Annotated in this window: 12 protein-coding genes; 3 read left to right on the forward strand and 9 right to left on the reverse strand. The window is 50.8% G+C overall.

The genetic code is table 11. The features are described 5' to 3' along the window. Both GXO76_11760 and dinB read right to left on the reverse strand, forming a co-directional pair. The coding region (locus GXO76_11760) for a DNA polymerase III subunit alpha (protein ID NOY78534.1) at nucleotides 1-2,732 on the reverse strand (2,732 nt) is incomplete at its 3' end. Continuing rightward, nucleotides 2,695-3,909, reverse strand: a complete 1,215-nt coding sequence (dinB, locus tag GXO76_11765) for a DNA polymerase IV (protein ID NOY78535.1) — start codon at nucleotides 3,907-3,909, stop codon at nucleotides 2,695-2,697. The genes GXO76_11760 and dinB, both read right to left, overlap by 38 nt. 361 nt (nucleotides 3,910-4,270) lie before the next feature. Between dinB and GXO76_11770 the strand changes: the two genes are divergently transcribed. The 3 genes from GXO76_11770 to GXO76_11780 all read left to right on the forward strand — a co-directional run bounded on the left by GXO76_11770 (nucleotide 4,271) and on the right by GXO76_11780 (nucleotide 6,546). After that, nucleotides 4,271-4,783, forward strand: coding sequence for a cyclic nucleotide-binding domain-containing protein (locus tag GXO76_11770; GenBank protein ID NOY78536.1), 513 nt, complete (start codon nucleotides 4,271-4,273; stop codon nucleotides 4,781-4,783). Between the two features lie 3 nt (nucleotides 4,784-4,786). Beyond that, nucleotides 4,787-5,890, forward strand: coding sequence for an AI-2E family transporter (locus tag GXO76_11775; protein ID NOY78537.1), 1,104 nt, complete (start codon nucleotides 4,787-4,789; stop codon nucleotides 5,888-5,890). 182 nt (nucleotides 5,891-6,072) lie between these two features. Continuing rightward, nucleotides 6,073-6,546 (forward strand): hypothetical protein, encoded by a 474-nt coding sequence (locus GXO76_11780; protein NOY78538.1) that lies wholly within the window; start codon nucleotides 6,073-6,075, stop codon nucleotides 6,544-6,546. Between the two features lie 21 nt (nucleotides 6,547-6,567). On the opposite strand, the gene GXO76_11785 is transcribed toward GXO76_11780, so the two are convergent. The 7 genes from GXO76_11785 to GXO76_11815 all read right to left on the reverse strand — a co-directional run. After that, on the reverse strand, nucleotides 6,568-7,557 hold the full coding sequence (locus tag GXO76_11785) for an Lrp/AsnC family transcriptional regulator (GenBank protein NOY78539.1): 990 nt from the start codon (nucleotides 7,555-7,557) through the stop codon (nucleotides 6,568-6,570). Continuing rightward, nucleotides 7,554-8,639, reverse strand: a complete 1,086-nt coding sequence (locus GXO76_11790) for a TIGR04053 family radical SAM/SPASM domain-containing protein (protein ID NOY78540.1) — start codon at nucleotides 8,637-8,639, stop codon at nucleotides 7,554-7,556. Before GXO76_11790 ends, GXO76_11785 begins: the two co-directional genes overlap by 4 nt. Nucleotides 8,640-8,665: 26 nt before the next feature. Then, the gene (gene hemB / locus GXO76_11795; protein ID NOY78541.1) at nucleotides 8,666-9,640 is read right to left on the reverse strand and encodes a porphobilinogen synthase; all 975 of its coding nucleotides are present in this window, start codon (nucleotides 9,638-9,640) and stop codon (nucleotides 8,666-8,668) included. A gap of 78 nt (nucleotides 9,641-9,718) precedes the next feature. After that, nucleotides 9,719-10,936, reverse strand: a complete 1,218-nt coding sequence (gene ahbC / locus GXO76_11800; protein ID NOY78542.1) for a 12,18-didecarboxysiroheme deacetylase — start codon at nucleotides 10,934-10,936, stop codon at nucleotides 9,719-9,721. 12 nt (nucleotides 10,937-10,948) lie between these two features. Then, on the reverse strand, nucleotides 10,949-12,472 hold the full coding sequence (cobA, locus tag GXO76_11805) for a uroporphyrinogen-III C-methyltransferase (protein NOY78543.1): 1,524 nt from the start codon (nucleotides 12,470-12,472) through the stop codon (nucleotides 10,949-10,951). Continuing rightward, the gene (hemL, locus tag GXO76_11810) at nucleotides 12,473-13,759 is read right to left on the reverse strand and encodes a glutamate-1-semialdehyde 2,1-aminomutase (GenBank protein NOY78544.1); all 1,287 of its coding nucleotides are present in this window, start codon (nucleotides 13,757-13,759) and stop codon (nucleotides 12,473-12,475) included. A gap of 15 nt (nucleotides 13,760-13,774) precedes the next feature. Beyond that, a partial coding sequence (locus GXO76_11815) for a hydroxymethylbilane synthase (protein ID NOY78545.1) occupies nucleotides 13,775-14,111 on the reverse strand: 337 nt, incomplete at its 5' end.

Raw genomic sequence — 14,111 nt, forward strand, 5'->3', positions numbered from 1 at the left:
TGTTCCGTAACGGAAAATCCCAGATGGTGCAGCTCGTGAATCACCTTCTGCCGAATCGGATACGGCGGCAGAAGAATCTCCCGGCTGAGGGCACGTGTTACAGCCGCATTTTTTTTCGTCTTAAAAAAAATCCGTGCCGTTGCCAATAGACGGGGCTCGCTCGTATCCAGACCCGCCAGTGCCCCGCATTGGATCAAGCGCTCCGCTTCCGAGAGATTCACCTGACTGCGCGTTAAAAAATCAATAACATCCTGAAAGGATTTGTCCTTTCGAACTGACAGAATTCGGCCAATAGACCGTCGACTAAGATTTAAAATATTTCCCAAACCCACGCGGATGCCGTTTCCCTCAAGGGAGAACGTCTCAGCTGATCGATTCACATCGGGAGGCAAAATGGAAAGCCCCAACCGTCGGGCTTCTTCCACGTAGGCAAATAGCGGGTAGTACCCGCCGGGATTGTTGAGAAGGGCCGCCATGTATTCCGCCGGAAAATGCCGTTTCAGAAATGCCGTCTGGTAGGCCAAAATTCCATAGGTCGCGCTGTGCGCCTTGTTGAATCCGTAGGAGGCAAAGTGGGTCAGCCAATCAAATATTTTACGGGCCGTGTTCACATCCACTCCGTTTCGCCTGGCGCCTGCCAAAAATTTGTCCCTCAGGTGCCTCACCGTTTCCAGCGACCGCGATTTGGTCATGAGCTTGCGCAATACGTCGGCTTCACCCAGAGTGAGTCCCCCGATGGTTTGCGCCACCTGAAGTACCTGTTCCTGGTACAAAATGATCCCGTAGGTCTCCTTCAAAATGGGCTCCAGCAGCGGATGCGGGTAGGTTGTAGGCTCCAGTCCGGCGCGGCGGCGAATGTACACCTCTTTCATCCCGCCTTCAGCCGGCCCCGGACGGATTAACGAAATGGCCGCAATAATGTCGTCCAGACTCTCAATTTGCATTTTTTTTAGCAGACCCCGCATGGCCGGGCTTTCCAATTGAAAGCAGCCCAAACCTTTTCCCTCCCGAAGCATCTGAAGGGTTTCCGGATCATCTTCGGGAATGTCATTCAGCTTTACGGGCCGCCCGTGCCGTTTTTGAATGTCTGCGGCGGCTTCCGAAAGAATGGTCAATGAGCGAACCCCCAGCAAATCCATTTTGACCAGACCCAATTTTTCCACACTGTGCATGTCGTACTGGGTAATCACCCATCCGCCGGAAGCCTGTTCAAGAGGAGCAAAATGTGTGATTCGTTTCGGCGCAATCACCGTTCCGCCGGGATGAACGGAGAGATGCCGGGGAAAGCCGGAAATCCGTGCCGCAATGCTGAAAATCCTTTCCAGAAGCCGGGAATCCAGCCGAAGTCCCTTCAGCTCCGGCAGGGTTTTAAGGATTGATCGGAAGTCCTTCATCGGCCGATGGGGTAAACGCTTGGTGAACCGGGAGATTTCTTCTTCGGGAATCCCGAAAGTTTTGGCGACTTCCCGAATAGAGGATCGCATTTGAAAGGTCACAATGGTGGCAATCAGTGCCGTTTTGTCATGGCCGAATTTTTCGTAAACATAGGTCAACACACGGTCACGATTTTTCCAGCAGATGTCCAAGTCAATATCGGGAGGTTCGGCCCGCTCGGCATTGAGAAATCGTTCAAAATACAGGTTAAACCGAATCGGATCGGCCTGTGTGATGTCCAGTGTGTAGGCAATCAGGCTATCGGCCGCCGAGCCGCGTCCCACACAGGGAATATTTTCTTTTCGGCAAAAATCCACAATGGTTTTGACAATCAGAAAGTATTCCACAAAGCCCAGATTTCGAACAACCAGCAATTCGCGGTTGAGCCGGTCCCGAATGGCGGGTGTGATGTGGGAATATCGGCGGTGCAAGCCGGTGTAACACAGTTTTTGCAGACGTCCGAACGGTGTTTCCCGGCGGGGCAGCGCTATCCCCGGGAATACCGGTTTCCCAAGGGAAAATTCCAGCTGACAGCTTTTTGCAATGAGGAGCGTGTTAAGCAGGGCGTCCGGGTGTTTTCGAAAACGCTCCCGCATTTGGCCGGGTGACTTCAGAAACTGTTCAGGAGACCCAACCCCCACGACCTTTTCCAGAGTCGTATTCTGATCAATTGCCTGCAGGGTGCGCCAAATTTCCCAATCGGACGGTTTCAACAAATGCACATTGTTGGTAGCTACAACAGGAATTTTTAATTCTCTCGCCAGAGCCGCAACCCTCAGGTTCAGCCAGTCGTCTTCCGTGGAAAAATTCTGCAATTCAATGTAGAATTGCTTCCCAAAAATAGACTGCCATTTTCGAAAAAAGGCAACAGCTTCATTCAATCTGCGCCGGCGCAAGAATTTAATGCCGGGATTTCGCTTTCCGCCGGAAAGGGCCACAAGCCCGGCGGTGTACGGCTTTAGGTCATTTAAACGTACCTGAAAACCACCGGCTCCCCCGGCCAGATGTCCCCGCGTGATGATTTCGGACAAATTCTGATAGCCCCGTCGATTCCGGGCCAGAAGCACAACCGAACCGGCATCCACCAGGTTGATCTCCGCACCGATAATGGGATGGATTCCGGCCTCTCTTGCCTTTTGGTAGAATTCAATCGCCCCGGTCAGCCGGTTCGTATCGGTGAGCGCAAGAGCCGGTGCACCCGTTTCAGCCGCCCGGCGAATCATGTCGTCAATGCGGAGCGTGCTGTCCAGAAAACTGTAATTACTGTGACAGTGAAGGTGTATGAAGGATGTACCCATGGCCGTCCATCTCATAGTTTGATTGCAGCAGAAGCGTTTTCGCCGGAAGAATGGCAGCAAAACCGAAACGCCGGCGAATGTGATCAATCGTTCGATTCAGGGATTTCTCTTTCTCCTGAAATTGAAAAAGCCGGGGCTGCGCGGCGTCCCACTCCAGTCCGGAAAGCTGAACGCCCACAAAGCGTATGCGCGTCCGGCGCAGGTGCAGGGTTTCAAACACGTGTTGGGCCATTTTTTCTAATTGAAACCCATCCTGGGTGCTTTCCGGCAAAGTCACACTCTTTTTCAGGGTCCGGAAATCGGAATAGCGAATAGCCAGGCTCAATTTTCGACAGGTCAGGTGGTTTTCCCTCAATTTTTTCGCCAGGCGTTCAATCAGGTAGTGAATCGTGGCCAAGACAACGGCCGGATCACTCACGTCCTCCCCAAAGCTGGTCTCGCGACTCAGATTCTTTGGAAGCCGCACGGCCCGTACGGTTCGGTGATCCTTCGCATTGGCGAATTCCCAGAGTGTTAATCCCCTTTTTCCAAACATTTGAAAAAGGAGATTCCTGGACATCTGAGCCAGTTCTCCCACTGTCAGGATTCCCAGATCGTACAAAAGGCGCTGTGTCGCCGGGCCCACACCCGGTAACTCATGGACCGGCAATGGGAACAAAAATTCCAGCTCCCGTCCCTCCGGGACGTACGTCAGTCCCCGTGGTTTTCGCTGGCCGGATGCGATTCGGCTGATGAGCTTGCTGGATCCGATGCCGATTGAAACCGGGATGTGCAGGCGCTCCCAGACACTTTTCTGAATGGTCTGCGCCAGCGCCACCGGGTTTTTCCAGAGGCGGCACATGCCGGAAACATCCAAATAGGCATCGTCCAGAGAGCTGAACTCAACGGCGGGCGTGTAGTCGCGGTAAATGTGAAGCAAACGCCTGGCAACGTCATGGTAGTGTCTGAAATCCCCCTTCAGAAAAATCGCATGGGGACAGCGTTTTTTGGCCTCCGAAAGGGGCATCCCCTTGCGGACGCCTTTTTCGCGCGCCTCATAACTGGCGGAGTGAACCACGCCCCGTTGGTCGGGCAGTCCTCCCACAATTACCGGTTTTCCCCGCAACAGAGGATTAAAACTCTGTTCGGCCGATGCAAAAAACGCATCGACATCAATGTGAAAAATTAATGGGGCCATGACCACTCCTAAAATAACTGAACAAATGTACAGATATAGTATACACATGTTCAGATTATTTTTCAAGTCTTTTTTCAAAAAATTTCTTTTTTATTGATATTATTCCCGAATTTTTCTATATTTAAAAATTATTGATGAGAAAATACTACAAGCATATCACCCCGCCGGGGCTGGGTTGCAGCCCACACTTTGTAAACAGGTTCAGGCTGATTCGATAAAAGCACTGTTCGGTGCAATCGGTTTGTAGTAGAAAAAAGACTTTTTCTTTTTGACTGCCGTCAGGCACGACAGGCCATTGGCAGATAAAACCCGAAACGCTCAATGAAAAATTCACGTGTCTTTCCAAACATGAGGATCACCCATGCACCCAATGTGGAGTAACATTTTTAAGGAATCCGGAAATAAAGGGGAAAACCTGTACCAGATTCTTTCACGGGTTCCGATCTTTGAGGAACTCTCCAAACGGGAACTCCGGGAATTTATTCGCATTTCTCACAAACGAACCTACAAACCGGGCGAAATTATTTTTTGGAAGGGAGAACCCGGCGTTGGAATGTACATTGTACAGCACGGTGAGGTAACGGTTTTTAGCGGTGAAAATCCACAAAATCCCGATATTGTTTTCGCGACGCTTTCCGAAGGAGATTTTTTTGGTGAGCTGGCGCTTCTGGATGACGCACCCCGGTCAGCATCCGTTGCCGCCAAAGAAGCAACGGAGTTAATTGGTATTTTCCGGCCGGACCTGTTTTCCCTTTTCGAACGAAAACCGGCTCTCGGTGTAAAAGTGCTGCTTAAATTGGCCCAACTGGTCGGCGAACGTCTTAAACTGACCAACCAGGCCCTGGAAGAATGCAAGCAAAATGAGGGAAAGTAACACATGACCGATTCAAAAGAAAAACTTCTCTCCATCCAGATGGACCGTGCTGAAGTCCACAAACTGTTTCAAATTCTCTTCCTGTCGGTTACGGCTATTCTTTTCATTTGGGCGCTGATCGAAATAGTGGTTCATTTTCGGGAATTAACCATTCTTTTTGTGCTTTCTGCCCTGGTGGCCTACTTGCTGGATCCGGTTGTTGCCTTTTTAGAAGCCAAGGGACTCAGCCGGGCGCTTGCTACGCTGCTCATTTTTGTGGTTCTGGGAGCACTCATCGGATGGGGGCTGTACATTCTTTTGCCGAAAATTACCGGACAGGTTAATTCGATCAGCAAATACCTGCAAAGCGGAAACATCAAAAATCTGTTTGGAAATTGGGACGCGATTTTAAAGGAAAAATTAGCCTTTCTTGGCAGCCCGGAAACCATTCAAAATCTAACCACAAAAATTCAGGCGGCCCTGGTGCAATTTCAGGAGGGACTCTTTAAACTGGCTCTCTCCCTCTTTTCTGCCCTGTCTGACCTGGCCATCATCCCATTCATTACCTATTTTTTAATTAAAGACGGTCCGGCCATGAAAAAGGCCCTGATTAAGGCCGTACCCAACCGCTATTTCGAGATGTCTCTTAACCTGATTCACAAAACGGACCGGCAGTTAGGAAATTACATTCGCGGACAAATGATTGATGCCTTTCTGGTGGGCATACTTTCGATTATTGCTCTTTTTATTCTGGACATCAATTATTACTTTTTTATCGGAAGTATTGCGGGTCTGGCAAACATGATTCCCTATTTCGGCCCGATTGTCGGAGCCGTCCCGGCAATCGTTGTTTCCCTGACGCAAACCTCTTCACTGATGCCCATTGTCTGGATTGCGGTTGCATTTACGGTGATTCAATTAATCGATAATGTTCTTATTTCGCCGGTGGTTGTGGCCAGAAGTGTGGAAATTCACCCGCTGCTGGTGGTGGTTGTGATTCTCATTGGCGGGCAACTGCTGGGTATTTTGGGAATGCTCATTGCGGTTCCGACAACCAGTATTCTGATTGTTATCGTGAAAGAAGTTATTTTTGGCTTCAAAAATTACCGAATTCTGGACTCATTATGACATCTCACCCTAACGATTCTTCCATTTCTACCGATATTTTCTTAGGCAGGTTGTTCGGATGAACCAAAATTCTCTTTGCTTTGCGGCTTGGCACCTTTGTGGCTAATCTATGTGTGAGTCGTGATAAACCTGTCAGCGTGTGGGCTTGACCAAGAATGGACAGCTAAAAAATTGGAAAAAGAATGATTCAACAAACACCGGATTTTACGCAAAACGGCCGAACGATTCCCGACCGCCGAAAACGACCGACAAACCCTTTTCAACTTCGTTTTTGGCACGGACGACGAGCCGCAAACCGGCGGGATTCCGATGCACAGGCCAATTACTATGTGGACCGCTACAGCTTTCGGTCATCGCTTGCCGCTCTCTGGATCGTCCTCCTCAGCGTCGTGGATTCCTTTTTTACGCTTGTTCTTATCCAATTCGGGGCAGCGGAAATTAACCCCATCATGCGGCTTTCTCTGGAATTTGGGACCTATCCGTTTTTTTTCATAAAATATTTTTTAACCATCCTGAGTGTTATTTTACTTCTCATCCACAAAAACTTTTATTTTTTAAACGGACGGATCAGCCTAAAAAATATTATTATCGGAATGGCCGGGGCGTACACGATATTGGTCATTTACGAAATCCTGCTTTATTCCAATGTGATGTAAGGATGCGTGAAAGTTTAAGGACTACACCGTTTCCTCAAAATACCGCATACCCACCTTTTTGAATTCCCGGCCGCTTTTGAGAATTAGATAATTCCTGATTCCCGTAGCGGTTGAAAGATTCCGAATAATGTTTTGAAGACTGTCGGGATCGGCGGCATGGATCATGGTGTAATGGCTGTAAGGCCACTCCGGATACACCACCCGGCGGTAACAGTGACTCACCTGAGGAATATCGGCCATAGTTTGACCTACCTGAGACGCACGCGTTTCCGGAACCTCCCAAACAACCATGGCATTGGCACTCACACCGACCCGCCGATGATTTAAAATGGCTCCAATTTTGCGAATAACGCCGTTTGCCTTCCAGTCCTTCAGCGTTTTTAAAACGGTCTCTTCCGTCCAGCCGATTTCTTCACCAATGGATTGAAACGGCCGGGAACACAGAGGAATTTTCGTTTGCACCACCCGAATCAGGGCTTTTTCCTTTTCCGAAAAAGAATGCCGACCCGCTTGCGCGGGATGTTGGGTTGAAGGCTTGGCCAGATTTTGTCCCGTTTCCGGGTCCAGCGAGACATTCAGCTTGTAGTATTCCACAACCGGCAGTTTCAAAATTTTCTTCACCCCTTTTTGCGTTCGAACCTGTTCCAGAAAGCTTTGAATGGCCTCTTCCGAAGGAACGGTTAGGGTAAACCACAGATTAAACTCGTGAAGCCGTTCGTAATTGTGAGTTACACCGGGGTGGCGGCTTACAAAGGCGGCCACAGATTCCAGAAAATCCGGCTCTACGGAAACACCTGCAAGTGTGCTGACGTAGCCCAGGGCGCGCGATTCAAAATTGGCCCCGATTCGGCGAATTTTTCCCTCTTTAAAGAGATCCCGGATGACTTTCAGTATTTCTGTCTCTTCCACCCCGAATTTCCCGGCAAAGTGCAGGAATGGCCGGGATGTCAAGCGAAAATCCGTTTGCAAATCCCGCAAAAGCCTTTTCCGAAAATCATGTGTTGGGTTCATTCACGTGCCCTCCCCTGGGGTTCGTAAACACAGTAGGGATCCTCTTCCAGAAAATCACCGGTCAGCGCAAAGGCCCGGGAGCGGGACCCTCCGCAAATAGAGCGAAATTCACAGCGTCCGCATTTTCCTTTAAGGCGATTCGGAGCACGCAGCGCCTTAAAAATCGGGGATTCGCGATACACGTCTACAAGCGAATGCTTGCGGACATTTCCGCCGGACGTCGGCAAAAAGCCTGACGGAAAAATATGACCCGTGTGCGAGATGAAAACAAATCCTTTCCCGTCATTAATTCCGGGCAAAAAACGGCCTTTCCCGGAGGTTGTTTCTTCAATCAGCTTTTCCACGGAAATACCCATTTCTTCTGACAATCTTTGAATCACGACGCGGCGGTAATGAGGGGCTTCGGTTGTTTTGATCCGAAAGCGATAGCGTTTCGAAAAATCGTAGAGTTTGTTCAAGACCGTTTCGTAGTCTTCTGCTGTAATTTCGTCTTCCACCTTTCCCCGCCCCGTGGGTACCAGAAAAAACAGGCTCCAACGCGACACCTCCAGACGATCCATCAATTCGGCCAGTTCGTCCAGTTTTTGCCAGTTGTAGCGGGTAATGGTTGTGTTGATCTGCAAATCCATGCCCAATTCCCGCGTCCAGCGGGCGGCATCCACGCACCATTGAAAAGAACCGTTCACACTTCGAAAGGAATCGTGCGTCTCCTGGTCCGGGCCGTCGATGCTGATGGAGACACTCCGCAATCCGGCTTCATAGGCTTTTTTTAGATTTTCACGCGTCAGAAGCGGTGTGCCGCTGGGACTCAGTCCCACCCGCAGGCCGATTTCCTTTCCGTAAGCAATCAGATCAAACAGGTCGTCCCGTTTCATCGGATCGCCCCCGCTCAGAACAAACAGGGGCCGGCCAAAGCGCCGAATTTCGTCCAGAAGGCGAAACCCCTCTTCGGTTGTCAGTTCCTGGGGGTGGCGATTCGGCTGGGCAGAAGCCCGGCAGTGCCGGCAAGCCAGGTCGCAGGCCTGGGTGATTTCCCAGATGACCAAAAAGGGGGATTTTTCAAAATTGATCCCCCGAAGCATATCACTTTTTTTAGGCATCGTTTCGATCATTTTTGTAACTCCTCAGCAGCCGTTCGTGCAAAATACGTGAGAATAAGATCCGCTCCCGCGCGTTTAATGCTGGTCAAAATTTCCCACATCACGGTCGTCTCATCCAGCCACCCGTTCCGGGCAGCCGCTTTCACCATTGAATATTCCCCGCTGACATTGTAAGCAGCTACGGGCCGATGGGTCCGGTTGCGCACCTCCCGAATAATATCCAGATAGGAAAGAGCCGGTTTGACCATCACAATATCGGCCCCCTCTTCAATGTCCAGATCGACCTCCAGAAGGGCTTCCCGGCGATTCGGGGGATCCATCTGGTAGGTTTTCCGATTTCCAAATCCGGGAGCCGATTCAGCCGCATCCCGGAAAGGCCCGTAAAACCCGGACGAGTACTTCGCGGAATACGCCATGATCGGGATCTCGTATTTTCCCATGGAATCCAATGCCTCCCGAATGGCCTTCACAGCTCCGTCCATCATACCGGAAGGTGCCAGCATGTCGGCGCCTGAATTTACCTGGGAAATGGCTGTCTTACGAATCAGGTCCAGTGTCGCGTCATTGTCAACATCTCCATTGTGAACCACACCGCAATGTCCGTGATCGGTAAATTCGCAAAAACAAAGGTCATTGATGACAACCAGATCGGGAACTGCTTTTTTAATCGCCCGATTGGCCCGCTGAATAATTCCAGCCTCGTCATAAGCTCCGCTTCCTACGGCGTCTTTCGTTTCCGGAATGCCAAACAAAATGACGGCCGGAATACCCAACTGATTCAAAACCCGGCACTCTTTTACGGTTTCGTCAACGGACATCTGGAAGACACCCGGCATGGACGACACCTCCCGCCGGACCCCTTCTCCCGGGCAAACAAACAGGGGAGCAATAAAATCACTCACAGAAACCTGCGTTTCCCGCACCATTCGACGTAAATTCTCCATTCGGCGCAACCGCCGGGGGCGATTCACTGGAAATGCCATTTTTTATTCCCTTTCCTTTCGGTGATAATGGATTGCGTAAAAATTACCGGTTTTCGTTCAGATGCGCCTCAAACCCGACTACGCACCTGCAGCCGCCTGTTTTCCGGGTGTTGTTTTGAGTCCAATTTCCTCATCCGTCAAATAGCAGGCCGGATCGGGTGCCCAAATATCACCTGTAATGGCCTCCGCACGCACCCGCAAATTTCCGCCGCAGATATCCAGCCATTGGCACCGGGCACAGCGTCCCGTGACATACTCTTTTTTGGTTTTCAGCTTTTTCAGGAATTCATTGGACATATCCGTCCAGATTTCGCTAAAGGGCCGCTCCAGTACATTTCCAAGAACCTTGTCCCGCCAGAATTGATCCGGATACACAGAACCGTCCCAGCTGACGCTCGCTACCCCTACACCCGAGCTGTTTCCGCCGTTCATTTTCAGAAGCTCCAGAACATGGGCGGCCCGCTCCGGATCCTCCTTCAGCAAGCGAAGATACAAATACGGGCCATCGGCATGATTGTCCACCGTCAGAATTTCAGCCGGAAAGCCCTTTTCGTGCATTTGTCGGGTTCGATCCATGATGTAGTCCACCGCTTTCCGCGTTTCCTCGTGGGTCAGATCATCCTTAACCATTTTTGTTCCCCGGCCTGTGTACACCAGATGGTAAAAGCACGCCCGCGTAATTTTTCGTTCCTCGATTAAATCAAAAATCTGCGGCAAATCCTGCACGTTTATGCCGTTCATCGTGAAGCGCAATCCCACCTTGACTCCGGCTTCCTGACAATTTTTGATTCCTTCCATCGCCAAATCAAATGCACCCTTCATTCCCCGAAAGCGGTCGTTTGTTTCCTTCATGCCATCCAGGCTGATTCCAACGTACGACACACCCAGGGTCTTCAGGCGCTGCGCCACCTCCCGGGTAATCAGCGTTCCGTTTGTTGAGAAAACCGTACGGATTCCCTTTCCGATGGAGTAAGCGACCAGTTCAAAAATATCCTTTCGGCGGAAGGGTTCACCGCCGGAAAACAACAGGACCGGCACACCAAAATCGGCCAGGTCATCAATAAAGGCCTTTCCCTGCTCGGTCGTCATCTCGCCGGGATAATCGATATCCTGGGACTGCGAGTAGCAGTGAATGCAATGCAAATTGCAGCGTCGGGTTACATTCCAGACCACAATTGGCTTTTTATCCAGTGAAAATTGCAGCAGGTGAGCCGGCAATTTTTTTGACTTCCGTCCGTATCGCAGCGGATCCGATGGTTCAACGGTTCCACAATAAAGTTTTGAAATCCCAATCATTTGAGTCCCTTTCTAATGTTTTTTCTCATATGCTACAAGTGCCTCTACCAGATTCCGAATTGTAAACTGCTCGGGTTCCACCGTTACCCGAAAACCAAATTTCTGTGCCGTTTGTGTCGTAATGGGCCCGATGCTGGCAACCTTGACCGTTCGACTGATTTCTGGAATCCGCTCTTCGCCGACCAACCGAACAAAATTTTTGACGGTAGAAGAGCTGGTAAATGTAATCCAATCGGGAAAGTTTTGTTTTTCCCGAAACAGCTCCCGGGCGCGGACGCGTGACTGCTCATCCACTAACGTCCGGTAAACGGTCACTTCGGCCACAGCTGCGCCCATCTTTTTTAATTCCTGCGGTAAAACATCCCGGGCTTCCGCCGCCCGGGCCAAAACCACGGTTTGATCTTTTAAATGGATGGAACGAAAGGCATCAACCAACCCTTCAGCAACAAATGTTTTCGGTTCCAAATCCGGGACGAGTCCAAATTCCTTCAGTGCCGCACTGGTTCCGGAGCCCATGCTGGCAATCTTTACCGGTCCCAGCCACCGCACATCCATTCCGTTGGCAAACAACCGTTTCATCCATTGGCGGACTCCATTTTCACTGGTAAAAACCAGCCAATCTGGTTTTTTTTCTTTCTGAAACACCTGATCGACCGGAAGCCAGGAGTCGGGGTCAGAAATCCTGATAGTCGGCAAAAGATGAACCTCCGCACCATTTTCGCGCAGCCGGTTACCCAATGCGCTTGCCTGGTGCCGGGCCCGCGTCACAACAATGCGCGTGCCTGCCAGGGGCAGCCGCTCAAACCAGGCCAATTTCGATCGGAGCCGGATGACCTCCCCCACCACAATGAGGGCAGGCGGTGTCATCTTGGCTTCCCGCACCTTTTCTACAATGGTTTTCAGCGTCCCTTCCACGACCCGTTGATCTGGGAGGGTTCCTCTTCGAACCAGCGCAGCCGGTGTTTCAGGCGGTTTTCCATTCTTCAAAAGCTGTTCCACAATTTCGGGAAGATGACCCACCCCCATGTAAAAAACCAGGGTGCTTTTTTCCTGTGCCAGGGAGGCCCAATTGATATCAGAGTCCCGTTTTGTTGGGTCTTCATGCCCGGTTACAAACGTCAGAGAAGAATCGAATCCGCGGACGGTGGCAGGAATTCCGGCATAGCCGAGTGCAGCGACCCCGGCCGTCACACCCGGAACAACTTCAAACGGAATGCCCGACTCCTCAAGTGCCAGGGCTTCCTCCGCACCACGGCCAAACACATAGGGATCGCCCCCCTTCAATCGGACAACCATCGCATTTTCACGGGCCTTTTCCACAAGAAGCTGATTGATTTTTTCCTGCCGAAGGGTGTGTTTTCCCGCTTTTTTCCCCACGTAAATCTTTTCTGACTCTTGGGGAGATTCACGCAGCAACTCCGGATTTACCAGATTGTCGTAAATCACGACATCTGCTTTTCTCAAAATCTTCAGTCCCTTTTGGGTGATCAAACCCGGGTCGCCCGGCCCTGCACCCACAAGATAAACCTTACCCATTCAATAGATCTCCTCAAGACTTTGTGTGATCGCCTCAAAGGCAAATTCCAGATCGGCCTGGGTCATGGCTGTGGAAAGAAACACCGTTTCGTAGGCGGAAGGCGGAAAATAAACACCCTTTTCGAGCAAGGCATTAAAGAATTGGGAATACTTTTGGGTGTCCGTTTCGGATGCCTCCGAAAAGTTGCCGACAGGTCCCTTTGTAAAAAAGATCGTAAACATGGATCCGATCTGGTTTATGCACAAAGGGAGTTCTTTGGTTTGAATCCACCTTTTTAGACGATCGGTAAACCCGTTCGCCTTTTCATTCAATTGAAACCAGAGGTCATTTTTCTGAAGAAAGTCAAGTGTGGCCCATCCGGCGGCCATCGCCAGGGGATTTCCCGAAAGTGTGCCCGCCTGATAAACAGGGCCGGCAGGAGCCAGAGCATCCATCACCTCGCATCGCCCACCCACGGCTCCCACCGGCAGCCCACCGCCAATTATTTTTCCAAAACAGGTCAGGTCGGGTTCAATTCCATAAACTTTTTGTGCGCCCCCTTCGGACAGGCGAAATCCCGTAATCACCTCATCGAAAATCAGAAGACTTTTTGTCTTCCGGGTAATTGCCCGCAGCCGCGACAGGAAATCCGCATCGGGAAGAATGGTCCCCATGTTGCCTGCCACCGGTTCCACAATAATTGCGGCCAGTTCGTCTCCATGCGTCTGGGCCCATTTTTCGACCGCTTTCCAGTCGTTATAAGGAGCAAGAAGGGTGTCGGCAGCCAGGCTTTTGGGAACGCCCGGCGACCCCGGAATACCCAACGTGGCCACGCCCGAACCGGCTTTCATCAAAAAAGAGTCGGAATGCCCGTGGTAACAGCCTTCAAATTTAAGTATTTTATCTCTTCCGGTAAATCCGCGAGCCAGACGAACCGCTGTCATTGTCGCCTCGGTTCCGGAATTCACCATTCGCACCTTCTCCACCGAAGGTACCATTTGGACCACCTTTTCGGCCAGTTCAACCTCCGCCTTCGTCGGCGTCCCAAAACTTGTTCCCCGATCGGCCGCTTTTTTAACGGCCTCCAAAACCACCGGATGGCGATGCCCCAGAATCAAGGGACCCCAGGAACTCACAAAATCCAGATAACGGTTCCCATCTGCATCATATAAATAGGCGCCTTCTCCCTTTTCCATAAAGAGGGGTGTTCCCCCAACGGAGCCAAACGCCCGAACCGGGCTGTTCACCCCGCCGGGGATAACCTTCTGCGCTCTTTCAAACAAAATGTCGGAATTTTTTTGATTCATTTTAACGTCTCTATTTTAGTTTTCTGCCAAAATTTCACGCGCGCCCTCCTGAATCATGCGATCCGCCAGAGCTTCCCCGCACGACTCCGGATCGGACACACGACCCACAACTTGATTTCGCAGAATGCGTTTACCATCTTTGGAGGCCACGACTCCCCTTAAAAGCAATTCATTTTGATGAATTTGTCCAAGAGCACCGACGGGAATATGGCATCCGCCCTCAATTTTTGAGAGAAATGCTCGTTCGGCACGAACCGCTTTTTCCGTCATGTCGTCAGAAAGCGTTTCCAGAATTTCTCTCACACGGCGATCTTTTTGCCGTCCCTCCAATGCAATGGTGCCCTGACCAACG

The sequence above is a fragment of the Calditrichota bacterium genome, from assembly GCA_013151735.1.
Taxonomy (GTDB): domain Bacteria; phylum Zhuqueibacterota; class JdFR-76; order JdFR-76; family BMS3Abin05; genus BMS3Abin05.